22 protein-coding genes and 1 pseudogene are annotated in these 25,449 nt (G+C 56.4%); 19 read left to right on the top strand and 4 right to left on the bottom strand.

The genetic code is table 11. From position 1 onward, the window contains the following. The first annotated feature begins 3 nt into the window (after positions 1-3). The 5 genes from nuoL (at position 4) to FDG13_RS19220 (ending at position 10,540) form a co-directional block, all read left to right on the top strand. Complete coding sequence (nuoL, locus tag FDG13_RS19240; RefSeq protein WP_180132280.1) at positions 4-2,037, top strand: NADH-quinone oxidoreductase subunit L; 2,034 nt, start codon at positions 4-6, stop codon at positions 2,035-2,037. Between the two features lie 13 nt (positions 2,038-2,050). Further along, the gene (locus FDG13_RS19235) at positions 2,051-3,526 is read left to right on the top strand and encodes an NADH-quinone oxidoreductase subunit M (protein WP_180132279.1); all 1,476 of its coding nucleotides are present in this window, start codon (positions 2,051-2,053) and stop codon (positions 3,524-3,526) included. Positions 3,527-3,561: 35 nt separating this feature from the next. Continuing rightward, positions 3,562-5,049 carry an NADH-quinone oxidoreductase subunit NuoN gene (gene nuoN / locus FDG13_RS19230; RefSeq protein ID WP_180132278.1) on the top strand — a complete coding sequence of 496 codons (1,488 nt, stop codon included), beginning with the start codon at positions 3,562-3,564 and terminating at the stop codon, positions 5,047-5,049. A gap of 44 nt (positions 5,050-5,093) precedes the next feature. Beyond that, positions 5,094-5,675 (top strand): NUDIX domain-containing protein, encoded by a 582-nt coding sequence (locus FDG13_RS19225; protein WP_180132277.1) that lies wholly within the window; start codon positions 5,094-5,096, stop codon positions 5,673-5,675. A gap of 104 nt (positions 5,676-5,779) precedes the next feature. Continuing rightward, positions 5,780-10,540 carry an NAD-glutamate dehydrogenase gene (locus tag FDG13_RS19220; RefSeq protein ID WP_180132276.1) on the top strand — a complete coding sequence of 1,587 codons (4,761 nt, stop codon included), beginning with the start codon at positions 5,780-5,782 and terminating at the stop codon, positions 10,538-10,540. A 52-nt stretch (positions 10,541-10,592) separates the two neighbouring features. Here the strand turns inward: FDG13_RS19220 and FDG13_RS19215 are convergent, their stop codons facing one another. The 4 genes from FDG13_RS19215 to FDG13_RS19200 all read right to left on the bottom strand — a co-directional run bounded on the left by FDG13_RS19215 (position 10,593) and on the right by FDG13_RS19200 (position 14,167). Then, on the bottom strand, positions 10,593-11,084 hold the full coding sequence (locus FDG13_RS19215; RefSeq protein WP_180132275.1) for a hypothetical protein: 492 nt from the start codon (positions 11,082-11,084) through the stop codon (positions 10,593-10,595). Positions 11,085-11,108: 24 nt separating this feature from the next. After that, positions 11,109-11,303, bottom strand: a complete 195-nt coding sequence (locus FDG13_RS19210) for a hypothetical protein (RefSeq protein WP_180132274.1) — start codon at positions 11,301-11,303, stop codon at positions 11,109-11,111. Positions 11,304-11,381: 78 nt separating this feature from the next. Continuing rightward, positions 11,382-13,157 (bottom strand): ABC transporter transmembrane domain-containing protein, encoded by a 1,776-nt coding sequence (locus tag FDG13_RS19205; protein WP_180132273.1) that lies wholly within the window; start codon positions 13,155-13,157, stop codon positions 11,382-11,384. A 173-nt stretch (positions 13,158-13,330) separates the two neighbouring features. Continuing rightward, positions 13,331-14,167: a B12-binding domain-containing protein gene (locus FDG13_RS19200; protein ID WP_180132272.1), complete on the bottom strand. Its 837-nt coding sequence runs from the start codon at positions 14,165-14,167 to the stop codon at positions 13,331-13,333. Between FDG13_RS19200 and FDG13_RS19195 the strand changes: the two genes are divergently transcribed. The 14 genes and pseudogenes from FDG13_RS19195 (at position 14,166) to pufC (ending at position 25,395) form a co-directional block, all read left to right on the top strand. Further along, the gene (locus FDG13_RS19195; protein WP_180132271.1) at positions 14,166-14,408 is read left to right on the top strand and encodes a hypothetical protein; all 243 of its coding nucleotides are present in this window, start codon (positions 14,166-14,168) and stop codon (positions 14,406-14,408) included. The genes FDG13_RS19200 and FDG13_RS19195 overlap by 2 nt on opposite strands. A 78-nt stretch (positions 14,409-14,486) precedes the next feature. Beyond that, positions 14,487-15,392: a polyprenyl synthetase family protein gene (locus FDG13_RS19190; protein ID WP_180132270.1), complete on the top strand. Its 906-nt coding sequence runs from the start codon at positions 14,487-14,489 to the stop codon at positions 15,390-15,392. 91 nt (positions 15,393-15,483) lie between these two features. Continuing rightward, positions 15,484-15,771 (top strand): annotated as a pseudogene (locus tag FDG13_RS21395) (methyltransferase dimerization domain-containing protein); the annotation flags it as partial. 78 nt (positions 15,772-15,849) lie between these two features. Next, a complete protein-coding gene (locus FDG13_RS19185) occupies positions 15,850-16,602 on the top strand; it encodes a methyltransferase (RefSeq protein WP_255435375.1) in 753 nt (250 codons plus the stop codon). A 73-nt stretch (positions 16,603-16,675) separates the two neighbouring features. Further along, positions 16,676-17,629, top strand: coding sequence for a chlorophyll synthesis pathway protein BchC (bchC, locus tag FDG13_RS19180; protein ID WP_180132268.1), 954 nt, complete (start codon positions 16,676-16,678; stop codon positions 17,627-17,629). Then, positions 17,626-18,636: a chlorophyllide a reductase iron protein subunit X gene (locus FDG13_RS19175; protein WP_180132267.1), complete on the top strand. Its 1,011-nt coding sequence runs from the start codon at positions 17,626-17,628 to the stop codon at positions 18,634-18,636. Before bchC ends, FDG13_RS19175 begins: the two co-directional genes overlap by 4 nt. Before the next feature lie 3 nt (positions 18,637-18,639). Further along, the gene (gene bchY, locus FDG13_RS19170) at positions 18,640-20,193 is read left to right on the top strand and encodes a chlorophyllide a reductase subunit Y (RefSeq protein WP_180132266.1); all 1,554 of its coding nucleotides are present in this window, start codon (positions 18,640-18,642) and stop codon (positions 20,191-20,193) included. After that, the gene (gene bchZ / locus FDG13_RS19165; RefSeq protein WP_180132265.1) at positions 20,193-21,671 is read left to right on the top strand and encodes a chlorophyllide a reductase subunit Z; all 1,479 of its coding nucleotides are present in this window, start codon (positions 20,193-20,195) and stop codon (positions 21,669-21,671) included. Before bchY ends, bchZ begins: the two co-directional genes overlap by 1 nt. 140 nt (positions 21,672-21,811) lie before the next feature. After that, positions 21,812-21,955 carry a light-harvesting antenna LH1, beta subunit gene (gene pufB, locus FDG13_RS19160; RefSeq protein ID WP_078363867.1) on the top strand — a complete coding sequence of 48 codons (144 nt, stop codon included), beginning with the start codon at positions 21,812-21,814 and terminating at the stop codon, positions 21,953-21,955. Between the two features lie 30 nt (positions 21,956-21,985). Continuing rightward, complete coding sequence (locus tag FDG13_RS19155) at positions 21,986-22,210, top strand: hypothetical protein (protein WP_180132264.1); 225 nt, start codon at positions 21,986-21,988, stop codon at positions 22,208-22,210. Between the two features lie 5 nt (positions 22,211-22,215). Further along, positions 22,216-22,422: a light-harvesting antenna LH1, alpha subunit gene (gene pufA, locus FDG13_RS19150; protein WP_370528258.1), complete on the top strand. Its 207-nt coding sequence runs from the start codon at positions 22,216-22,218 to the stop codon at positions 22,420-22,422. 117 nt (positions 22,423-22,539) lie between these two features. Beyond that, the gene (gene pufL, locus FDG13_RS19145) at positions 22,540-23,364 is read left to right on the top strand and encodes a photosynthetic reaction center subunit L (protein WP_078363866.1); all 825 of its coding nucleotides are present in this window, start codon (positions 22,540-22,542) and stop codon (positions 23,362-23,364) included. Between the two features lie 16 nt (positions 23,365-23,380). Further along, positions 23,381-24,358, top strand: a complete 978-nt coding sequence (gene pufM, locus FDG13_RS19140) for a photosynthetic reaction center subunit M (protein ID WP_180132262.1) — start codon at positions 23,381-23,383, stop codon at positions 24,356-24,358. Continuing rightward, a complete protein-coding gene (pufC, locus tag FDG13_RS19135; RefSeq protein ID WP_180132261.1) occupies positions 24,355-25,395 on the top strand; it encodes a photosynthetic reaction center cytochrome PufC in 1,041 nt (346 codons plus the stop codon). Before pufM ends, pufC begins: the two co-directional genes overlap by 4 nt. The last annotated feature ends 54 nt before the right edge of the window (positions 25,396-25,449 follow it).

The following is a 25,449-nucleotide window of genomic DNA, read 5'->3' as shown; positions in this document are numbered from 1 at the left end:
GAAATGAGTCAAACCCTATCCGCCCCCATGTTGGCGGCCGTTCCCCTGGCGCCGTTGGTGGGTGCCCTGATGGCCGGTGTGCTGGGGACCAAGTTTGGTGGCAACAGCATGGGACGCCGGGCTTCGCATTCCGTGGCCATCCTCGGTGTGTTGCTGTCTTTCATCCTGTCTGCCGTCACGCTTAAAAGTGTGGCCTTGGAGGGCGCACGTTTTAATGAAACCCTCTACACCTGGATGGTGGTCGGTGGCCTGAAGATGGAGATTGGCTTCCTGGTCGATGGTCTCACTGCCATGATGATGTGTGTGGTGACTTTTGTCTCTTTGATGGTGCACATCTACACCATTGGGTATATGGAAGAAGACGAGGGTTACAACCGTTTCTTTTCTTACATCTCGCTGTTTACCTTTTCCATGTTGATGCTGGTGATGAGCAACAACATGCTGCAGCTGTTTTTCGGTTGGGAGGCGGTGGGTCTGGTGTCTTACCTGCTGATTGGTTTTTGGTACAACAAACCAACAGCGATTTTTGCCAACATGAAAGCGTTTTTGGTGAACCGGGTGGGAGACTTCGGGTTCATCCTGGGTATCAGTCTGATTGCCGCTTATGCTGGTACCTTGAGTTACGCCGAGGCCTTTGCGAAAGCTGACGAGTTGGCAACCCTGACCTTGCCAGGAACAGATTGGATGCTGGTCACGGTGATTTGCATTTGCCTGTTCATTGGCGCCATGGGCAAGTCGGCACAGTTCCCTTTACACGTCTGGTTGCCAGATTCCATGGAAGGCCCAACACCCATTTCGGCGCTGATCCATGCCGCCACGATGGTCACCGCCGGGATTTTCATGGTGGCCCGTATGTCTCCGTTGTTTGAACTGAGTGAGGCTGCACTCAACTTCATCATGGTTATCGGCGCCATCACGGCTTTGTTCATGGGCTTTTTGGGCATCATTCAGAATGACATCAAGCGAGTGGTGGCCTATTCCACGCTGTCCCAGTTGGGATATATGACGGTTGCGCTGGGTGCTTCCGCCTACTCGGTTGCTGTGTTTCATTTGATGACCCACGCATTTTTCAAAGCCTTGTTGTTCCTGGCCGCAGGCTCGGTGATCATGGGTCTGCACCATAACCAGGACATCCGCTGGATGGGAGGGGTGCGCAAGTACATGCCCATCACCTGGATCACCTCCCTGATTGGTTCACTGGCCTTGATTGGTACACCATTTTTCTCGGGGTTTTACTCCAAGGATGAAATCATCATGGCGGTGCACGCCAGCAGTTTGCCAGCCTCCGGGTTTGCCTATTTTGCGGTGCTGGCGGGTGTCTTCGTGACCGCGTTTTATTCCTTCAGGCTGTATTTTCTGGTGTTCCATGGCAAAGAACGTTTTGACCAGAACCCGGATGTCCACCATGGCCACGACCACGCTGCTGACGATCACGGCCATGGTCATGACACGCACCACCATCCTAAGGAGTCACCCTGGGTTGTCACGATTCCTTTGATTTTGCTGGCCATCCCCTCTTTGATCATTGGCTACTACACCATTGCTCCGATGTTGTTTGGGGACTTTTTCAAAGATGCCATTTTTGTGAACCACGAGATTCACAAAGCCATGGAAGTTCTTGGTGAAGAATTTCATGGTGCGGCAGCGTTGGCACGGCACGGGTTCTCGGCGACACCGTTCTGGCTGGCTCTGGCAGGTGTTGGCTGTTCTTACTACATGTACATGGTCAACCCGGCCTTGCCTGCTGCTATCAAACGCGGCGTGATGCCGCTGTATCAGTTGCTGGAAAACAAGTATTACCTGGACTGGTTCAACGAGAACGTCTTGGCGCGTGGCGCGCGCGGTTTAGGGACGGTGTTCTGGAAGGTTGGGGATCAAACCCTGATTGACGGTGCGGCGGTCAATGGTTCTTGGCGTGTGGTTGGTTTGATCTCCAGCATGGTCAGGAAATTTCAGACCGGGTACTTGTACGACTACGCGCTGTCGATGGTGCTGGGCATCTTCGTGCTCATGACGTATTTCGTCTGGCTCAAGTAGGAGAAATATAAAAATGGGTTTTTTGAGCCTGGCTATTTGGACACCAATTCTGTTTGGTGTGGTTCTGTTGGCGATGGGGCGGGAGGACCAAGTCCGCACCGTGCGCTGGTTGGCCTTGTTTGGGGCTGTACTCAGTTTGCTGGTGACCCTGCCGCTGTACCTGCAGTTTGATATCTCAACGGCAGCGATGCAGTTTGTGGAGTTGTCACCCTGGATTGAGCGTTTCAACGTTAACTATCACCTCGGCGTGGATGGCATTTCACTGTGGTTTGTGCTGCTCACCGCCTTTATCAATGTGATTGTGGTGATTGCCGCTTGGGAAGTGATCACCAGTCGGGTGAACCAGTACATGGGTGCTTTTCTGATCCTCAGCGGCTTGATGATCGGGGTATTCTGTGCACTGGATGGCATGTTGTTCTACGTGTTTTTCGAAGCCACGCTGATTCCGATGTACCTGATCATCGGGATCTGGGGTGGGCCAAACAAGATCTACGCGTCCTTCAAGTTTTTTCTGTACACCTTGCTCGGCTCCTTGCTGATGCTGGTGGCGCTGATTTATCTTTACGTACAGTCCGGCAGCAGCTTTGATCTGGCGGCGTGGCACAAGTTGCCGCTCGACAGCACAGCGCAAAGTCTGTTGTTTTTTGCCTTTTTGTCGGCGTTTGCTGTCAAGGTGCCGATGTGGCCGGTGCACACCTGGTTGCCCGATGTGCACGTGGAGGCGCCGACCGGTGGCTCTGCGGTGCTGGCCGCCATCATGTTGAAATTGGGGGCGTATGGCTTTCTGCGGTTCTCGCTGCCGATTGCGCCAGATGCCTCGCACCACTGGGCGGGCCTGATGATCGGCTTGTCGCTGGTGGCGGTGGTGTATGTGGGCCTGGTCACCTTGGTGCAGCGGGATATGAAGAAGCTCGTGGCGTATTCCTCGGTGGCTCACATGGGCTTTGTCACGCTTGGCTTCTTCATCTTTAATGACCTTGGGGTTTCGGGTGGCATCGTTCAGATGATTTCACACGGTTTTGTTTCGGCTGCCATGTTCTTGTCGATTGGCGTTTTGTACGACCGCATGCATTCCCGTGAGATCGCCAGTTATGGTGGTGTGGTCAACACCATGCCGCGGTTCACCGCTTTTGCCTTGTTGTTTGTCATGGCCAACTGCGGCTTGCCGGGTACCGCCGGTTTTGTGGGTGAATGGATGGTGATCCTCGGTGCCGTCAAGGTCAATTTCTGGGTGGGTATGGCGGCGGCCAGTGCCTTGATTTTTGGCGCGGCTTACTCTCTGTGGATGTTCAAGCGGGTTTACTTCGGACCCGTGACCAACGACCATGTTAAACACTTGGTTGATATCAACAAACGCGAATTTTTCTTCCTGGCTTTGCTGGCCATTGCGGTGCTGTACATGGGCATTTACCCGAAACCGTTCACCGATGTGATGGATGTCTCCGTGGCTGAGTTGCTGAGGCATGTGGCCCAGTCCAAGCTGCCCTGAGTTATCCAATCTGATTCCCTAGACAAGAGACACACATGTTTGACAAACTCAGTTTGATGGCTGTAATTCCAGAAGTGATCCTGTTGGTCATGGCCTGCGTGATCCTGCTGTTTGATCTGTCGGTCAAAAGTGCCAAGCGGGGTGCAACCTACGGGTTGACTCTGGTGACCCTTGCGGTGGTGGTGGCGCTGGAGGCTGCATCTGCTACCTCCGGTCAAACCGTTTATGCCTTTGGCAACATGGTGGTCAACGATGCCATGGGCCATTGGCTCAAGTGTTTTGCAGCAGCAGCAGTCATGGTGGTGCTGGTCTATGGACGAGACTACGCTGCCGGCCGCGACATGTTGCGCGGTGGTGATCTGTTCACCCTGAGCCTGTTTTCGCTGTTGGGCATGTTTGTGATGATCTCAGGCAACAACTTCCTGGGTATCTACATGGGCATTGAGCTGTTGACGCTCTCAAGTTATGCCATGGTGGCGCTGCGGCGAGACCACGTGTTGTCGACCGAAGCCGCCATGAAGTATTTTGTGCTGGGTGCGCTGGCTTCGGGCTTGTTGCTGTACGGTATGTCGATGTTGTACGGCGCAACCGGCAGTCTGGATTTGGGGCAGGTCTTGAAGGCGATCAACGGTGGGCAGATTGATCACCAGATTCTGATTTTTGGTCTGGTGTTTCTGGTGGCTGGCCTGGCGTTCAAACTCGGTGTGGTGCCGTTTCACATGTGGATTCCAGACGTCTACCAAGGTGCGCCGACCGTGATCACCTTGATGGTGGCTGGCGCCCCGAAGTTGGCCGCATTTGCGGTGTTCATTCGTCTGCTGGTCGAGGGGCTGTTGCCTTTGGCGGTGGACTGGCAACAAATGCTGATGGTGATGGCTGTGGCCTCGCTGGCCATTGGTAATCTGGCGGCGATTGCTCAGACCAATGTCAAGCGGATGTTGGCGTTCTCCACCATTTCACACATGGGTTTTGTGTTGATCGGCATGATGTCTGGTGTGGTCAGCGGGCATGCGGATGCGGCTGGCAATGCCTACGGTGCATCGATGTTTTATGTTGTCTCCTATGTGTTGACAACCTTGGCCAGTTTTGGTGTCATTTTGCTGTTGTCGCGTGAAGGTTTTGAGAGTGAAGAGATTGCTGACTTTGCAGGTTTGAACCAGCGCAGCCCGCTCTACGCTGGCATCATGGCGTTGTGTCTGTTCTCTTTGGCTGGTATCCCTCCGATGGTTGGCTTTTATGCCAAGTTGGCTGTTCTGGAAGCCTTGATCGCCACAGGTGGTGCAGCGTATATCGCCCTGGCGGTGTATGCGGTGATGATGTCCTTGATTGGCGCCTTCTACTACTTGCGCGTGGTTAAAGTGATATATTTTGATGCGCCGGTCAGTACAGCGCCCTTGACGGCTGGCATGGATGTGCGTGCGGTGTTGACCATCAACGCTGCCTTGTTGCTGGTTTTGGGTTTGCTGCCAGGTGGTTTGATGACGCTGTGCGCCAATGCCGTTCTGAAAATGCTGGCTACCTGAACGCCAGCAGCTTCGGAACCTCCCATCTGTACACAGAGGCCGACATGGAACACTTGCAGGAAAGACAGGTCGGCAGCACAGAGTTGTGCAAGGGCAGCTTCTTGCATGTTCTGCGCGACACGGTCGAGCTGTCCAACGGTGCTCTGACAACCCGGGAGTACGTGGTTCATCCGGGCGCGGTGATGGTGGTGCCGCTGATTGAGGATGCCCAGGGTGAGCTCCGTCTGGTGCTGGAGCGCCAGTTTCGATACCCACTCAACCGTGTGATGGTTGAATTCCCCGCTGGCAAGAAAGATTCGGGTGAAGAGCCGTTCCAATGTGCGCAGCGTGAGCTACGTGAGGAAACTGGTTACCAAGCGCGCTTCTGGGCGCATGCCGGAGTGATGCATCCGGTGGCAGCTTACTCCACCGAGGTCATCGACATCTGGTTTGCTAAGGGCTTGACTGCTGGTGCCCGACAGCTGGACGCCGACGAGTTGCTGGATGTGTTCACCGCCACACCGGCTGAGCTCCTGGCCTGGTGCCGAGAGGGGCAGATCACCGACGCCAAGACTTTGCTGGCCGCTTTGTGGCTTCAAAACGTACTCTCTGGCGCATGGACGCTGGATTGGTTTGAAACGACCTAGCCTGATGACACAGATCTGCTGACAACCTCCGCAGCGATCACCTTCCTGATTTCTCCGGTGTTGATCAGTCTGTCTTGCCTTCTGGGCAGATACAGGAGACAGTGATGAATGACACCTCGCTGGCGGCGCTGCGCAGCTTGGCTCTGGACCACTCCGAGCCCCACGGTCAAGTCTTGGCGGATTTTGTTGCTAACTATTTTTATAGCGCAGACCCCAATGAAATAGAGGCCCGTGGGCCAAGTGACCTGATGGCCATGGCTTGTGCCCATCTGCGTTTGCTGGAGCTGCCGCCGAGCCCGTCGGGCGCTCGTGTCAGGGTGTTCAACCCGAGCATTGCCGAAGACGGATTTGTGAGTGATCACACCGTGGTCCAGATTGTGCAAGACGACATGCCCTTTTTGGTGGACTCGGTCACGATGGCGGTGAACCGCGCCGGATACACCGCACACTGGATTGTTCACCCACTGCTGGTGATTGAGTTGGACGCCCAGCGTCGACTTTGTCGGGTTCAGCATGCCAATCCAGCAGCTCTCGCCGAGACCGCCGTCCAGTCTTTCATTGTGGTGGAATGTGACCGCATCATGTCCGAGCCGGAGCGCCAGGCTTTGCAGGCTGATCTGTTGCGTGTCCTGGCTGACGTGTCTGCCGCTGTCAGCGATTGGCCTGCGATGCTGGCGCGTTTGCGGGAGGTCATTGACGTTTCTGAGGATGTGCCTTTGCAAACAGCGGCCATGTCTGAGGGCGTCGCCTTTTTGCGCTGGTTGGAGGCGCAACACTTCACATTTCTTGGTGCACGTGACTACAGCGTGTCGCGTGAGGGTCAAACGGTGCATCTCACAGCGATCCCCCAAACCGGCCTGGGTATTTTGCGTGGGGAGCCGGTCACACCGGTCAGCCGGTTGCCCTTGGACGCACAGGCTCTCCTGGAGGCGGACCAACTGGTCGTCACCACCAAAGCCATGACCCGTTCCACGGTGCACCGTCCGGCCTGGCTCGACTGTCTTGCCATCAAGCGCTTTGATGAAGCGGGCAGGGTGGTGGGTGAAACCCGCTTTCTGGGGCTGTACACCTCCAAGGCTTATGCGGCACCGGTGGCTCACATTCCCCAGGTACGGCTGCGCATCGCCCAGGTCCTGCAGGCCGCCGAGGTGATGCCGGAAAGTCACGCCGCCAAATCATTGCAGGCTATTCTTGAAGCCTATCCGCGTGATGAGTTGTTCCAGGTGGACACCCCCACCCTGATCCAGCATGCGATTGGTATCCTGCGCTTGCAGGAGCGCCAGCGCACCTGTGTCTTCTTGCGGCACGACCCTTTTGGCCGCTTCACCTCGGTCCAGGTCTATGTGCCACGTGACCGGTACAACACCGAGTTGCGGTTACGTATTGGGGAGGAACTGGTGCGCACCCTGGATGGTCAATCGGTCGAGTTCACGCCGATGCTGACGGACCATCCGATGGCGCGCATCCACTACCTGATTCGTACCGCCCAAGCTGTCCCGTCCCATCTGGATGAGTCGGCATTGGTGGTCCGCATCGCCACGCTGGCACGGCGCTGGGAGGACGACTGCAAGCTGGCGCTGTTACAAATCCATGGTGAAGGGGCTGGCTTGGTGCTGGCCAAACGGTTTGCTGACGCGTTTTCTGCCAGTTACAAGGAAGATTTTTCTGGCGCGGTAGCGGCCGACGATGCGCTGGTCTTGTCAACACTGTCCGAGCGTGTGGGCCTGGCGGTCAGGCTGTACCGTCCGGTCCAGCCCAAGCCAGATGTTGTTCGTTTGAAGATGTACAGCACCAGCAAGGTGGCGTTGTCAGATTCGCTGCCGATTCTGGAGTGTATGGGTGCACGGGTGTTGGACGAACATCCGTACCGGGTGATCGAGCCTGGATCAGATCGTTATTTCTGGATTCACGACCTCGGTTTGCAATTGCCCGATGGCACGGATTTTTCCACCATCAAAGAGCGCTTTGAGTCTTTGTTCTTAAGTGTTTGGTGCAATGAATTTGACAGTGACCGCCTGAACCAGCTGGTGCTGGTCACCCAGCTGGATGGTCGAGCCATCTCGGTGTTGCGGGCTTACACGCGCTATTTTCGACAACTTGGATTTGCCTTCAGCCAGGCCTACATCGAAACCACACTGCGCAAAAACGCAGCACTCACCCAACTACTTTCTGATCTGTTTGCCACACGTTTTGACCCAGATCTGGCTGGAGACCGTGACGCGGCTCAGCAGCGCCTGTCAGAGCACATTGAAAGTTTTCTGGGTGCGGTGGCCAGTCTGGAAGAAGACCGCGTTTTCCGCCAGTTTTACAACAGCATTTTGTCAACGGTTCGCACCAATGTCTGGCAAACCACGGTGGATGGGCTCCATAAGCCTTACCTGAGCTTCAAGTTCGATCCGAAAAAGATGCCGGGTGTGTCCGAGCCCAAGCCACAGCATGAGATTTGGGTCTACGCACCACGTTTTGAGGCCGTGCATCTGCGCAACGGCAAGGTGGCGCGTGGTGGTATTCGCTGGTCAGATCGGCGCGAGGACTTCCGCACCGAGATATTGGGGCTGGTCAAGGCGCAACACGTCAAAAACACGGTGATTGTGCCGGTCGGCTCCAAAGGCGGGTTTGTGCTCAAAGCGGCACCCAATCCGTCTGACCGCGACGCCACCATGGCTGAGGGCATCGCTTGTTACCGGCTATTCCTTTCGGGTTTGCTGGACCTGACGGACAACCTGGTCAAAGGCCAGGTGGTGGCACCTGCCCGGGTGGTCCGCCATGATGCTGATGACCCGTATCTGGTGGTTGCGGCCGACAAGGGCACCGCGAGCTTCTCGGACATTGCCAACAGCCTGTCTGCCGACTACGGGTTCTGGTTGGGGGATGCCTTTGCCTCGGGTGGCTCCGTGGGGTATGACCACAAAAAGATGGGCATCACCGCGCGAGGGGCCTGGGAGTCGACCAAACGACATTTCCGATCACTGGGCATCAACACCCAAACCACGCCGTTCACCGTGGTCGGCATCGGCGACATGTCCGGTGATGTGTTTGGCAACGGCATGCTGCTGTCAGAACACATCCGGCTGGTGGCTGCGTTTGACCATCGGCATATCTTCATCGACCCGAATCCCGATGTTGCAGTCAGTTTTTCCGAGCGCCACCGCCTGTTTGGCCTGGCGCGTTCGAGCTGGGACGACTATGACAAGGCCTTGATCTCGGAGGGTGGTGGTGTGTATCCACGTAGCGCCAAGTCCATCAGGCTGTCGGTGGCCGCGCAGGCTGTTCTGGGGATACAGGTTCAAGAACTGTCACCGGTCGAGCTTCTCAACGCCTTGCTCAAGGCACCGGTGGACCTGATCTACAACGGTGGCATCGGCACCTATGTCAAATCTTCCCGGGAAACGCATGCCCAGGCCGGTGACAAAGCGGGTGACGCCTTCCGAGTGAACGGCTCGGAATTGCGTTGCAAAGTGCTCGTGGAAGGTGGCAACCTGGGGTGTACCCAAAACGGACGTATTGAATACGCCCAAAAGGGCGGCCTGATTTACACCGATGCCATCGACAACTCGGCCGGGGTGGACTGCTCGGACCACGAGGTCAACATCAAGATCCTGCTGGATCGGGTGCTTGAGGCCGGGGATATGACTCTGAAGCAGCGCAACGACTTGCTGGCCTCCATGACCGACGAAGTGGGTCATTTGGTGCTGGCGGACAACTATTACCAAACCCAGGCTCTGGACGTGGCCAGCCACCGTCCCGGCTATTTTCTGGACGCCCAACAACGGCTCATGCAGTGGCTGGAGGGCTCGGGGCGGCTGGACCGTGCCATCGAATTTTTGCCCACGGACGAGGAGATCAAGCTGCGCCGGGCTGCGGCAACAGGACTGAGCGCGCCTGAAAATGCGGTGCTACTGGCTTACGCCAAGATCTCGGTGTTCAACGATCTGATTGCCAGCGATCTGCCAGACGACTTGTTTTTCAACCGTTCCTTACAGGCCTACTTCCCGAAAGTCCTGACAGAAAGATTCAGCGCTGCCATTGCCCTGCATCCACTCAAGCGCGAGATCATCGCCACCCATGTAGCCAACACCGTGGTCAACCGCATGGGTGCGACCTTTGTCAACTTCCTGGCCGCAGAAGCCGCCGCCAAAACGGCTGATGTGGTGCGCGCCTATACCTTGGCGCGTGAAATCTTTGACCTGGAAACGCTGTGGGACCAGATTGATGCGCTGGATGCCCAGATACCCAGTGCGCTGCAGCTGGATTTGCTGGGCAAGCTGATGTCGATCACCAAACGCGCGTCACGCTGGATGCTGCGCAAACGTGACAAAGCGGCTGACCTGCCGACCCTGATCGCACGTTACCAGCCTGGTGCCAGTGAGTTGCGTGCACACCTGGACGACTGGTTGCCTGAAACCACCCAGCATGTCTGGCGCCAGACGACCCAAGAGTGGGTGGATCTGGGTGTCTCTGAAGATTTGGCGCGGCGTCTGACCTCGCTCGAGTTTGCGTTTCCTGCCTTGGATCTGGTGGACCTCAGTGCTTCGGCCAACATCGGGTTGGAGCAGGCAGCCCGAACCTATTTTGCGGTGGCGGTTACCCTGGATTTGTCGGGTTGGCGCACACAAATCAACTGCCTGCCGACAGACACCTTGTGGCAAACCCAGGCGCGTAGCAGTGCCCGAGACGACGTTTATGCCATGGCGGGGCAGATCACCCAAACCGTGTTGATGCGACATACCAGTGTGGACGATTGGTCGGCCCGGCATGCTGCCCAGATCGAGCGACTGCGCCAGCTGTTGCAGACCATTGGGGCACAAGCGCCAGATCTGGCTCCGGTTTCGGTGGCCTTGCGGGAGTTGCGGCATTTGGCCTGATGCGCTGGGACTTGCCCAAGAGCCACAGGCCATGGAGGTACATCAAAAGGTGTCAGACCAAGGTGTTGAGCAAACGCCCCGTGGTTTTCTCAGGCGTTGTTTGCGCTTGTTGGCTGTAGTTTTTTTGTAGGGCAAGCGAGGGTGACGCTTGGCTTGCCCAGGTCTGCGCCGCCAGTGTGAACAGACTGTTGGTCACCACATTTTTCTGGGTGGTTGACAAATCGACTGTCAGAATCGGTTTGGCCAAGTTAAACACACCCGCCAAAGTGCTTTCGTAGGTGGTTTGGCTCTGCAGCTGTGTTGTTGGGCTTGACTGGGATGTTGTTGGTGCGGCGCTGGGCGTTGTTTGAGCCTGTTTCTCAAAGCTCTGTGCCCGCTGGCGTGCTTGTTGCACCACACGATCTTGCTCTTCTGCTTGTAAACGCAGGTTTTCGGCGTTGGCTTCGGCTTGATCGGCCTCGCGCCTGGCCTGCTGCACACGGCTTTTCAGCAGCGTGGACTGCAGCGAGGGTGTGGCACTGTTGGTGGCTGCCAAGGCGGCCATGATGGCACCTGTGCTGGGTGTTAATCAGGCCGTGACGTTGAGCAGCCGCCCGGTGGTTTGACCCTGGGTGTTGACCACGGGTTTGGGGGGTGGTGTCTCGGTAGGCTTGGTTTCTGCCTTTTGCCCTTGTTCCTGCTCGCTTGTTTGCTTTGTTTTTTGTAGCTGCGTTGGCTGCTGGGTGGATTGTGTGGGTGACGTCCGGGTGCTTGAAATTTCCATGATGTCCTCCTGTCGGTGTCGGTGGATCAGTTTACAAGTCTTCAGCCCGATGTTCAATCACTTTCAAATGCCATGCCGTCATGCATGGAATTGCAGCGCCGCCAGTCCGGCGTACACCCCACCCAAGGCCACCAGCTCGTTGTGGGTACCCTGTTCCACCAATTGGCCCGCATCAATCACCACAATCCGGTCTGCTTTTTGCACCGTTGCCAGCCGGTGCGCAATCACCAGCGTGGTGCGACCGCGCATGGCGGATTCCAGCGCCGCCTGCACCATGCGTTCACTCTCGGCGTCTAGCGCGCTGGTGGCTTCATCCAACAGCAGCAGGGGTGGATTTTTAAGGATGGCGCGGGCAATGGCAATACGCTGGCGTTGCCCGCCGCTCAGGCGCACCCCCCGTTCGCCCAGGAATGTGGCATAACCCTGGGGCAGCTTGGTGATGAAGCCATCTGCGAACGCTGCCACGGCAGCCGTCTTGACCTCATCATCCGTGGCATCTGGTCGGCCATACCGAATGTTCTCGAGCGCACTGGTTGAGAAGACCACCGCATCCTGCGGCACGATGCCAATGTGCTGGCGCAAGTCCTGCAATGACAGCTCGCGCGTGGCCACACCATCGAGCAGAATCTGGCCGCTTTGGGCATCGTAAAACCGCAGCAGCACCTGGAACACCGTGCTTTTACCCGCGCCGCTGGGCCCGACCAGAGCCACGGTCTGCCCCGCGCTGACATGTAATGAAAAATCACGCAGCGCTGCCTGGTTCGGCCGCGACGGGTAATGAAAAGTGATGTTCTCAAAAGTAATAGCGCTACCCAATTTGGTTATAAGGGCTACAGCCGGATTTGATGGTGAAGTGATGGGCGACTGGCTGGCCAGCAGCTCCATCAGCCGCTCGGTAGCACCGGCGGCACGTAACAAATCACCATACACCTCGCTCAGCACCGCAAAGGCACTGGCCAGAATAATCACGTAGACCACGGTCTGGCCCAGATGCCCGGCTGAGATGCGCCCGGCCAGCACCGCCTGTGTGCCCTGGTACAAGCCCCAGAGCAGCGCCGCCGAGGTGGCTACGATGATAAAAGCCACTAGTCCGGAGCGGGTGCGGGTGCGCCGCACCGCCACCTCAAACGCGGTTTCGGTGGCCTGGGTAAAGCGTGTTGTCTCTCGTCCTTCGGCGGTATAACTTTGCACCACCGGAATCGCGTTGAGTACCTCGGCCGCCATGGCACTGGAGTCAGCGGCCCGGTCCTGGCTGTCGCGCGAGAGTTTGCGTACCCGTCGCCCAAATGCCGCCGCCGGCAACACAATCAGGACCAACATCAGCAGCACCTGGGCCATCACCAGCGGGTTGGTCCACACCAAAATCCCCAGGGCGCCCAGACCCATCACCAGGTTGCGCAGACCCTGGCTCAGTGAGGAGCCCACCACCGTCTGCACCAGCGTGGTGTCGGCCGACAGGCGTGACAGCACCTCTCCAGTCTGGGTGGTTTCGAAAAACTCCGGGCTTTGCTGCAGCACATGGCTGTAAACGGCGTTGCGCAGGTCGGCGCTGATGCGCTCTCCTAGCCAGCTCACCATGTAAAAGCGCGCCGCCGAGAACACCCCCAATGCCACCGCAACCCCGAAGAGCAAGGCGAAATGGTCACGCATTGCCAGCATGCGTTCACCGGGGTCAGTCTGGACTAGGCCGCTGTCGATCAGGCTGCGCAGTGCCCATGGAAAGGCCAGCGTGCTGGCGGCGGCCAGTATCAAAAACACCAGGGCCAGGCCAATGCGCAGGCGGTAGGGCCGCAAGAAGGGCAGGAGGCCGGAGAGTGATTTCGGGCTGGATGCGGGGGAGACGGTCTCAGTCATGGGGCAGAGGGCTGTTCATGGGGTCGGTGATACCACCGCATAGATGCAAGCAGGAGCCAGCCAGTTTACGTGTCCTGGTTGTTGATACCCGCCTGTGCAGGTGTTTGACCTTGTGCTCCCTGCGCGCTTCTGGCGCTGCAGGGTTTGCGCACCCCCCGCAGGATCAGCGCGTATTAAGTGCCCACCAGCAACGACGCCAGCTGAACCCCTTCGATGGCATCTGTGGAAATGCCGTCGGCGCCCAGACTCTCAGCGCTGAGATCAAACGCAGAAAAGACCGGACCACCCAACAGCACAGGGATGTTGGGATTGCGTGACTGCCTCTTCAGATCAGAAATCAGGTCTGCAAGATGGTCGAGCTGTTCTGTCACGCCCACCGACAGGCCAACTAGGTCAAACCATTCATTTCGGGCGGCATGGCAGAGTTGGGAGGGCGTGCCAGCCACTTCAATGACAACCTGCCAGCCGTCTTTGCGGAAAAACTCAGACACCATGGCCAAGCCCAGGATGTGTTGTGACCCAGGTGCCGAGGCCAGCATCACCCGCTTGGACACACCCGCCTTTTGCGGGCCACTTTGATACTCGTAACCAATTCGATGGGTGATTTGGTGCATGCGCAGCAGCCCCATGGTGACCTGGCTGAAATCGGCACGTTCAGATTCCCACATCAATCCCAGGTGGCGGGCAGCGGGCGCGATCAAGTTCAAAAAAATGCTGTCGTTGTCAACGTGGTCCAGCAGCAGCTTTTCGATGAACTCAAGCACTTCGTCAGAGCCACGGGACACACATAACTCGGCAAAGGCGGCGATCTCGGCTTGCAGAGGCTGGTAAGCCAGTTTGAAGTGTTGTGCGTTGGCCGCCCCCGGCCGCGGGTGGGCCTCCAAAAGCCGCGGGATGATCTGACTCTCGATCACACTGCGCAGTGAACCCGAACACACATCGTCTGTCACAGGGTTGACGGGCCTGCTGGGCACACGGGGTACCGATAAACGGATAGCACTGTTCAACATGTTGCTCTCTGTAGGTTGCCGCGTTGTCAGCGTTAAGTGGACCTGGCTGGAAACGAATTCAGGCCGGACGCTGGAGATAGTAACCCCAATGTTTGGTTACGGCTACCTCAAAAATCAAGTCAGCATCTTGAAAGAAAGCATTGTCATGAAACGTTCTGTGGGTATTGAGGCTCTGCTTTGTCAGCTGGACAGCGAGCCCTTGATCCGCTCAGGGCACAGTAGGCACATTAAAAATGTGTAAATATTTGTTGACAAGTTGCGGCGCTTATATATAGTGCTGCACAAATGTCAAGCTAATGTGACACAAAAGCGAGGCCCTATGGATTTGATGAAGCGCGCTGAGAACGCCCTGGAATTTCACTTTAGCAGAGCCGTTGGCTCGGGTGCGCCCCCCAGGCTGGTGGAGGCCATGCGCCATGCTGTTCTTTCAGGTGGTGCCAGGGTGCGACCCCAGTTGGTCTTGTCGGTGGCCATGGCGTGTGGGGAAGATGCCGTGGAGCTGACGGATGCTGCGGCTTGTGCGGTCGAGTTGATGCATTGCGCATCTCTGGTGCATGATGACATGCCAACCTTTGACAATGCAGATATCCGCCGCGGCAGGCCAACGGTGCACAAAGCCTTTGGGGAGCCCTTGGCCTTGTTGGCGGGTGACGCCTTGATTGTGATGGCCTACCAAGTTTTGCTCAATGCCGGTCAAGCCTATCCGGACCGTCTGGTGGCCTTGATGCAGAACCTGAGCGCGGGTGTTGGCTTGCCTTCGGGCATAGTGGCGGGTCAGGCCTGGGAATGTGAGGTCAAAGCAGACCTGGGCCAATACCAGCGTGCCAAAACCGGCGCCCTGTTTGTGGCGGCCACCTGCGCGGGGGCTTTGTCGTGTGCCAGTGATGCCAGCCCGTGGGCAGCTTTGGGTGCCAATCTGGGTGAGGCCTACCAAGTGGCCGATGACATCCGTGATGTCATGGGGCAGGTTATTTTGATGGGCAAGCCTGTGGGGCAGGACGCTTTGCATGCTCGCCCCAGTGCCGCCAGTGAACTCGGTTTGGACGGTGCCATGGCGCATTTTCAGTCGCTTATTGAGCAGGCTGTTGACTGCATCCCCCAGTGCTCTCACCGTGGTTTGTTGCAGCAGCTGGTGCATCGTGAGGCTGAGCGGCTGGTGCCCAGTGCCGCCTTTGCCGAGTATCGGAGCCAACAGAGCGCAACCCCCCAAAGCATCTCCGCTTGAACGGGTCGGATAGGTCACATTTCGGACATTGACTGTGGAACATTTGGATCTTGCCAGGCTGTCCCCTGCTGGCATCACAAGCCAGTCCTGGATGGATGGCATTCATCAGAAAATTGACGCGTGGATGACGTCGCCGGGCCTGTATCGGACCTCCATCGCCAACCCTTTGACACGCTGGTTCACCCGCCGAAGGACCAAGCAGGTTTTTGATCTGATGTCTGGCTTTGTCCATTCCCAGGTGCTGTTGTCCTGCGTCAAGCTCAATATCTTCTCGATCGTGCGCCAGGCGCCGGTCACCTTGGAGGAGCTGTCAACACGCTGCCAGGTCCCCGCGCCGGTGTTGCAGCGGCTTGTCCTGTCAGCCATTGCACTACGTTTATTGGAGCATAGAAGCCTTTCCCGTATTGGGCTAGGAGCACTTGGGGCACCTCTTGCTGCCCATGAAGGTGTGCGTGCCATGGTTGAGCACAACCATCTGCTCTACCGTGACATGACTGAACCGCTCGATTTTCTGCGTGACACCTGGCGCGGTGGCATGGCGGGTTATTGGCCGTATGCCCACTCAGACTCTCCGGCCCAGGATTCGGTTGCCAAGCTCGATCAGGTCGGGCGGTATTCGGCGTTGATGGCTGCTTCACAGAACTTTGTGATCGAAGAGATTGTGAGCGCCTACTCTTTCAAAAAGCATCGTTGCATGATGGATGTGGGTTGCGGTATGGGGCGGTTTGTGGCCGCTGTGGCGCAACGTGAGTCACAACTCAAGTTCAAACTGTTTGACCTGCCTGCCGTGTTGGCATTGACGCAGAAAAACCATGCCAGCTTGGGTCTCGAATCCCGGATGTCCTACCACCCGGGCAGTTTCTTCCATGACGCTCTGCCAGAAGGGGCCGATCTGGTGACCTTAGTACGTGTGGCGCATGACCATCCGGATGGCGCGGTGTTGGGCGTCATGAAAAGGATCTACCAGGCGCTGCCTGCGGGGGGCACGCTCCTGTTGGCTGAACCCATGGCGCAGGAGCCGGGTGAGAAACCACTGGGCGACGCCTACTTTCATCTGTACCTGCTGGCCATGGGTGCTGGCCGTTACCGCACCCCCAGTGAGTTGACGGCCATGCTGCAAGAGAGTGGCTTTGAGCGCGTTGCGTTGATTCCCAACGCCATGCCCATCCACACGCGGCTGCTGGTGGCCCGTAAGCCTGGGGCGATCTAAGTATTTACCCTAGGCAAATGATTAAACTGTAAATTCAAGTTGACAAATGTGAATGTCAACCTAGAATTAAATTATGAAAGCACAAGCCATCGTTTTCGAGCAACCCAGACATTTGTCTGTGCAGTCTTTGGACTTGCCTGAGCTGATGGACCACCAGGTTCATGTTCAGGTGGAGTACAGCGGCATCAGCACCGGCACGGAAAGATTGTTGTGGGATGGCAGCATGCCGGCGTTTCCGGGCATGGGTTATCCCTTGGTGCCAGGTTATGAGACAGTGGGTCGTGTGGTCAGGGTTGCTGGCGACAGCTCGCTGTCAGTGGGTCAGCGGGTGTTTTTGCCGGGTGCCAACTGTTTCCAGGGTGTTCGCAACCTGTTTGGCGGCTCGGCCTCTGACTTGGTTGTGCCTCAGGAACGTGCTATTCCGGTGCCAGACAGTCTTGGCGCGCAAGCGGTTCTGCTGGCTTTGGCGGCTACGGCCTACCATGCCGTAGCTGGTGGTGGCAAACGTGAAGTGATCACGTCACCGGACCTGATTGTGGGTCATGGTGTGATGGGTCGTTTGCTGGCGCGCCTGACGGTGGCTGCTGGTGCACCTGAGCCCACCGTTTGGGAAACACAGGCTGTGCGCATGGACGGTGCCGAGGGCTACCGCGTGGTGCATCCCGATGATGACCCACGCAAAGACTATAAAGCCATCTATGACGTCAGTGGCGACAGCAACCTGCTCGACAAACTGATTTTGCGCCTGGCCCCAGGAGGGGAAGTGGTGCTGGCTGGTTTTTACAAGCAAGACTTGCATTTTGCCTACGCGCCAGCGTTCATGAGAGAGGCTCAAATTCGCACCGCCGCAGAGTGGAAGCGAGCCGACCTGTTGGCGGTGACTGAGTTGGTCACGACCGGCAGGTTGTCGCTGGAAGGTTTGATCACACATCACCAGTCGCCTAGAAATGCCCTGGCGGCCTATGAGGTGGCATTTGGTGATCCGCTGTGTCTCAAAATGATTATGGATTGGAGTGCCAACGCATGACCAACTTGGCTATTCCCTCAGAGCAACCCGTCAAGTTTGTAGAGCGTTTGCGTCAAGAGGCGTCGGAGCCTATGCCAGAGGTGTCGACAGCACAACCGACCAAAGAGACGCAGATCATTGCCATCTACGGCAAGGGTGGCATTGGTAAAAGCTTCACCCTGTCCAATTTGAGTTACATGATGGCTCAACAGGGCAAGAAAGTGTTGCTGATTGGTTGTGATCCCAAGAGTGACACCACCAGCCTTTTGTTTGGTGGCAAGGCGTGCCCGACGATCATTGAAACATCCTCCAGGTTGAAGCTGGCTGGTCAGGCTGTGAGCATCAGCGATGTGTGCTTCAAGCGTGATGGCGTGTTTGCCATGGAGTTGGGTGGTCCGGAAGTTGGTCGGGGTTGCGGCGGACGCGGCATCATTCATGGTTTCGAAACTCTGGAGAAACTGGGTTTTCACGACTGGGGTTTTGATTACGTACTGCTCGACTTTTTGGGTGACGTGGTCTGTGGTGGCTTTGGTTTGCCCATTGCCCGTGACATGTGTCAGAAGGTGATTGTGGTTGGCAGCAATGACTTGCAGTCCCTGTACGTGGCCAACAATGTCTGCTCGGCGGTGGAGTACTTCCGCAAACTAGGTGGCAATGTGGGCGTTGCTGGCATGGTCATCAACAAAGATGATGGCACAGGGGAGGCTGCAGCCTTTGCTGCCAATGCGGGCATACCTGTTCTGGCTGCGATTCCTGCCAATGAAGATATTCGTCGCAAAAGTGCCAATTACGAAATCATCGGTATTCCTGGTGGCGAGTGGGGCCCGATGTTTGAACAACTGGCGACCAATGTGGGTGAGGCGCCACCTGTGCGTCCCAAGCCGCAAACACAGGACCAATTGTTGAGTCTGTTCAGCGCCGATGTGGTGGGTCGTCATGTGGTGCTGGAGCCTGCGACTGCTTTTGATATGGTGGGTCGTCACGATGTGGTGAAGCCCAGCTTGGAAGTCATTTACGACGCGTCCTGAGTTATGTCGTACTCTGAAGCCACCATCCTCGCTCAAGCGCCAGAGATGCAGTCCACTGCATTGGAAGGTGATGGCATGGGTTGCCATGCCGGGGGTGAAAAGTTGTTGTCTGCTGCGCGGTCTTCCGGCAAAACCGAAGTTCTGTTGCAGTACGCCAAGGACTATCCTGTCAACCCCAATGCGGGGCCGCATGACCAGCCGCAAAGCATGTGCCCGGCGTTTGGGGCGCTGCGTGTTGGTCTGCGTATGCGCAGAACCGCCACCATTCTGTCCGGCTCGGCGTGTTGTGTGTATGGTTTGACCTTCATCTCCCATTTCTACGGCGCACGCCGCAGTGTGGGGTATGTGCCCTTCAACTCCGAGTCCCTGGTGACAGGCAAACTGTTTGAGGATATTCGGGACGCCGTTCACGCCCAGGCCGATCCAGCAACACTTGATGCCATTGTGGTGATCAATCTTTGTGTGCCTACCGCCAGCGGGGTTCCGCTGCAACTGTTGCCCAAGGAAATTGACGGTGTTCGCATCATTGGCATCGACGTGCCAGGTTTTGGCGTGCCAACACACGCTGAGGCGAAGGATGTGTTAGCTGGCGCGATGTTGCGTTATGCACGGCATGAGGTTCAAAGTGGGCCCGTGCAGGCGCCGCGCGGCGGCGTGATTCATCTGCCCACCATCACTCTGCTGGGTGAGATGTTTCCGGCTGATCCGGTGGGTATCGCGCATCTGCTGGCGCCGATGGGTCTGGCTGCAGGGCCTGTGGTGCCGACCCGTGAATGGCGCGAGTTGTATGCAGCGTTGGACTGCGTGGCTGTTGCGGCCATTCACCCGTTTTATACGGCCAGTGTGCGTGAGTTCGAGGCGGCAGGTCGGCCCGTGGTGGGCTCCGCACCGGTCGGGCTGGATGGCACCCTGTCTTGGTTGCAGGCGATTGGTGAAGCAGCCGGTGTGGCTCAAGAAAAGATTGATGAGGCCAAAAACCAGGCTGGCGCTGCCATTCGGGCGGTGCTGGCTACACAACCCATTGCCGGGCGTATCACGCTGAGCGGTTATGAAGGCTCTGAGCTGCTGGTTGGTCGTTTGTTGGTGGAGTGTGGTGCAGACCTGAAGTATGTCGGTACGGCCTGTCCTGCAACACCCTGGAACAGTTTGGATGCCGAATGGTTGGCATCGAAGGGCGTTCGTGTCCAGTTTCGTGCTTCGCTGGAGCAAGACATGGCTGCGGTGGATGAGTTCAAGCCAGATCTCGCCATCGGGACCACCCCGGTTGTCCAGAAAGCCAAGCAGATGTCCATTCCGGCACTGTATTTCACCAACCTGATTTCTGCGCGTCCCTTGATGGGGGTTGCGGGTGTGGGTTCTTTGGTGCAGGTTGTTCAGTCCGCCATTGGCAACCGGGCTCGGTTCGAAGCCATGTCAGCATTTTTTGAGAATGTGGGCTCGGGTGACACTGCGGGCGTCTGGGAAGATGTTCCGGTGATGCACCCGGAGTTTCGTGCGGAGACGCGTCGACAGTTGGATCGCTTGTCAAAGAAGCGCAAAGCTGAGGAGATGGGCTGATGTTCATCCTTGACCATGATCGCGCGGGTGGCTATTGGGGGGCGGTGTATGTGTTTACCGCCATCAAGGGGCTGCAGGTCATCATTGATGGCCCGGTGGGCTGTGAAAACCTGCCGGTGACCTCCGTATTGCACTACACGGATGCTTTGCCGCCCCATGAGTTGCCGATTGTGGTGACGGGTTTGGGTGAAGAGCAGTTGGGCCGCGAAGGCACCGAAGGTGCCATGAAACGTGCACACGCTGTGCTGGACCCCGACCTGCCTGCGGTGGTGGTGACAGGTTCCATTGCCGAGATGATTGGCGGTGGTGTGACGCCGGAAGGAACGAATATCTTGCGGTTCCTGCCGCGCACGATTGATGAAGACCAGTGGCAATGTGCCAACCGGGCCATTTACTGGTTGTGGAGTGAATATGGCTTGCGCAAAGTGCCCGAGCGCAAACCGCTGAGTGAACGCCAGTCAGAAGAAAAGCCTCGCGTCAACATCATTGGCCCGGCGTACGGGATGTTCAATTCTGCAAGCGATTTGGCCGAGGTGCGCCGCTTGGTAGAGGGTATCGGCGCGGAAATCAATATGGTGTTTCCGCTTGGCAGTCACTTGGCCGATGTTCCGAATCTTGTGAATGCGGATGTCAATATCTGCATGTACCGTGAGTTTGGCCGGATGCTGTGTGAAGCGCTTGATCGGCCTTACCTCCAGGCCCCCATTGGCCTGCACAGCACGACGCAGTTTTTGCGCCGACTCGGTGAGTTACTGGGTTTGGATCCAGAGCCGTTCATTGAACGTGAACGGCATACCACACTGAAACCACTTTGGGATTTGTGGCGTTCGGTCACCCAAGACTTTTTCTCGACGGCCAGTTTCGCCGTGGTTGCCAACGAAACCTATACCCGGGGACTGAAGAATTTCCTGGAAGTTGAAATGGGCTTGCCCTGCAAGTTTGCTATTTCCCGTGTGGCGGGTGCCAAAACAGACAACCAGAAGATTCGTGAATTGTGCAAAACCCAAACACCACTGATCATGTTTGGCAGCTACAACGAGCGCATGTATCTGAGCGAGATCTCTGGTGGGGGGCCGATGCGAGCCTCCTTCATACCGGCCTCGTTTCCTGGCGCGGTGATCAGGCGTCATACGGGCACGCCATTCATGGGTTACAGCGGTGCAAGCTACCTCATCCAAGAGGTGTGCAACAGCTTGTTTGATGCACTGTTTCACATTCTTCCCTTGGGCGCGGACATGGATCGTGTGGACCCAACACATGCACGCGGTGTGGTGGTTCCGAATGCGTCTTGGCACGAGGCTGCGCAGTCAAGGATGCGGGATCTGATTCAGAACCAGCCTGTGTTGATACAGATTTCTGCTGCCAAACGCTTGCGTGATTTGGCTGAAAAATTCGCCCGCGAGTCAGACCAGGACAAAGTCATGGTCTCGCATGTTGACCGCGCTGGCGAAGAGTTGGGATTGGGGGTTCATGCATGAGGTTTGATCTGCATGGGCCTGTGCCGAGGCTGTTATCAGCGTCGGACTTCAAGATGTCGAGGCCAAAAACCTTGGCTACTCAGGTTGCGCGGGTTGTGCGCATCATCGGCCGAAAGGCTTTTTTGTGAAGGAGTATTCGCATGTCGAATCAAACCTCTATTTCCGGACTGACTGACGAGGAAGCCCAGGAGTTCCACAAGTTCTATGTTCAAGGATTTGTGGGATTCACGGCAGTTGCTGTGGTTGCGCACATTCTTGTTTGGGCTTGGCGACCCTGGCTGTAATGCCATCGTTTGATTCCAGGATTGGTTGCCATGAATCAAAACATTCAAATAAAGGGCGAATTTCTGCATGCTGAGAAATCGCTGGCTTTTTGGATGATTTTTGCGCCGGTATTTGTCATCTTTTTTGTTGCATCAGTATCAGCTTCACTGATTGGTATGCAATGGAGAAAGTTTTTACCTGGTGCAGAGAACTCCAAAGGTCTTATTGAAGGTGTGAATTCAGCGGTGTACACACTCATGTCATACATTATTTAGGAGAAATGACCATGTGGAGAATTTGGCGTCTTTTCGACCCTATCAGGGTTATGGTTGCTCAAGGCATTTTCTTGTTCGCTCTGGCTGCAATGATTCATCTGATCTTGCTCGGTACCAACAAGTTCAACTGGCTCGATGGCCAACACAAGGCAGGTGCGGTTGCAACGCAAAACGCACCCCTGCCAGCAACGGTCCCTGCAGCAGGTTCTTAAGCGGACTGTGTTCACGGAAAGCAAACGAACCCAAAAGCTATTTTGGGTGTCGTTTGCCCAGTTTTAGTAAACATTCGGAATTGACGACGAGTCAGTTCTAGTTAGGCGGGTGCAATCATGGCGATGCTCAGCTTTGAAAAGAAGTACAGAGTTCGTGGAGGAACTTTGATAGGTGGTGACCTGTTTGACTTTTGGGTCGGTCCCTTCTACGTCGGTTTTTTTGGTGTCACCACATTGTTTTTCTCTGTGTTGGGCACGTTCATGATTCTTTGGGGTGCATCGCAAGGTCCGACATGGAACCTTTGGCAGATCAGCATTGCCCCGCCGGATTTGTCTTATGGACTGGGGATCGCACCCCTCATGGAGGGCGGCTTGTGGCAACTGGTCACGGTGTGTGCCATCGGCGCCTTTGTATCCTGGATGCTTCGCGAGGTTGAAATCTGCCGAAAGCTCGGCATGGGTTTGCATGTGCCCCTGGCGTTTGGCGTTGCGATATTCGCCTACGTCACTTTGGTGGTCATTCGCCCGGTGCTGATGGGTGCATGGGGCCACGGTTTTCCCTATGGTATTTACAGCCATTTGGACTGGGTTTCTAACGTGGGGTACCAGTATCTGCATTTCCACTACAACCCCGCCCACATGCTGGCCATCAGCTTTTTCTTTGGCACCACATTCGCGCTGTCTTTGCATAGCTCGCTGATTGTTTCAGCATCGAATCCAAAGAAGGGCGAGAAGGTTTGTGCACCCGAAGCTGAGGATACTTTCTTCCGCGACATCATTGGTTATTCAATTGGTACCTTGGGGATTCACCGCCTTGGTTTGTTTTTGGCGCTGGCGGCTGTCCTTTTCAGTGCCCTATGCATTGTGATCAGTGGACCATTCTGGACGCGTGGATGGCCTGAATGGTGGGGTTGGTGGTTGAACATGCCCATCTGGAATTAAGTCAGGAGATCACGTCATGGCTGAATATCAAAATCTATTTACTGCAGTGCAGCCGTCGGGCGCTGTGCATCACGGTGTGCCATTGGGCAAAGGAAACGAGCCCCGCTTTGGGCAACCCGTTCAGTTCCACCTTCTGGGGCGTTTAGGTAATGCCCAAATTGGCCCTATTTATCTCGGCACACTCGGTGTTGCCGCCGCTGTCAGTTTTTCGATCGCGTTTTTCATCGTTGGGATGAACATGCTCGCGTCGGTGGGCTGGGACCCGGTGCAATTTGTGCGTCAACTGTTTTGGCTGGCGTTGGAACCACCGCCGCCGGAGTATGGTCTCAAGTTGCCGCCTTTGAATCAAGGGGGCTGGTGGCTGATGGCAGGGTTCTTTCTGACAGCCTCACTGATTCTGTGGTGGCTGCGTATCTACCGTCGGGCACGTGAACTGCACATGGGTACCCACGTCGCTTGGGCCTTTGCCGCAGCCATCTGGCTGTATCTGGTGTTGGGTTTCATTCGCCCGGTTTTGATGGGGTCTTGGAGTGAGGCGGTGCCTTTTGGGATCTTCCCGCACCTGGACTGGACGGCTGCATTTTCCTTGCGCTACGGCAACCTGTTCTACAACCCGTTCCATGCGTTGTCTATTGCCTTTCTTTACGGCTCAACCCTCATATTTGCTATGCATGGCGCTACTATTTTGGCAGTGAGTCGGTTTGGCGGTGAGCGGGAAATCGAGCAGATTTTTGACCGTGGTGGCGCGTCTGAGCGAGCAGCCTTGTTTTGGCGTTGGACCATGGGCATCAACGCAACGATGGAATCCATCCACCGTTGGGGATGGTGGTTTGCCGTTCTGTGCCCCTTGGTGGGTGGTATTGGCATCTTGTTGTCTGGCACCGTGGTGGACAACTGGTACTTGTGGTCGATGAAACATGGGGTGGTTCCGCCACAGCCGTCTGTTTTCCCCATCGTTGTTGATCCCGCAACCTTGATTGGAGTGAAACCATGAGCTTGTCATCTATTTCACTAAAGCTCTTGCTCCTTGGTGGGTTGGTGCTGCTGGCGGGATGCGAGCGTCCTTCGCCTGATTCAATCCAGCGTGGGTACCGTGGTACCGGCATGTTGCAGGTGTACAACCCACGTCTGGTAGAAGCCATCAATGCCAAGAATCTGCTTCCTGAAGCGATACCTGCCGCAGACGCCAATGGTCCGAGAGCCAGCCAGGCTTTTCAGAATGTCAAGGTCCTGGGTGACGTGAGCGTGGCCGAGTTCACGCGACTCATGACGGCCATGACCGCCTGGGTGTCACCTGTCGAAGGTTGTGCGTATTGCCATGATTTGCAGAACTTTGCAGATGACAAGATGTACACCAAAGTGGTGTCGCGGCGCATGCTTGAAATGACCAGGCACATCAATTCGGACTGGACGACCCATGTGGCCGCAACTGGCGTGACCTGTTTCACCTGTCATCGCGGGCAACCGGTGCCATCCAATATCTGGTTCAAGGAGCCTCCTCAAGCCAATGGCTCCAACTTCATTGGGGACAATGCCGGACAAAACACCGCTTCAATGACGGTGGCACTGATGGCTACGCCAACAGATCCGTTCACGCCTTTCTTGTTGGAAAGCAAGAACATCCGTGTTTACAGTACCACCGCATTACCGGATCGAACCAATCGCAGCTCTCTCAAACAGACGGAGTACACCTATAGCTTGATGACACACATGTCTTCTGCGCTCAACGTGAATTGCACGTATTGCCACAACACGCGGTCATTTGGCGACTGGGCAGACAATCCTCCACAGCGGGCTGTGGCTTGGCACGGTATTCGGTTGGCCCGAGACCTGAACGTTGCTTATCTCGAACCCCTTAGAACTGCCTTCCCAGCCAACAGGTTGGGCCCGACAGGTGACTCTCCCAAGGTGAACTGCGCGACATGTCACCAGGGTGTGTACAAGCCTTTGCACGGGACACCATTTATCAAAGACTATCCTGAGTTGGTCGGTCCTCGTCCTGCTGCGGTGACAACCGTCGCTGCGAAGTAACGTCAATCTTTGGCACCGAGTGGATGATGAGCAAGTTTTCTGAACTGCTGGTTG

It is taken from the genome of Rhodoferax sp. BLA1 (assembly GCF_013416775.1).
In the GTDB taxonomy this organism is placed as follows: Bacteria; Pseudomonadota; Gammaproteobacteria; order Burkholderiales; family Burkholderiaceae_C; genus Rhodoferax.
The sequence above is the reverse complement of the archived record's forward strand: the minus strand, read 5'-3'. Positions and strand labels throughout refer to the sequence as shown.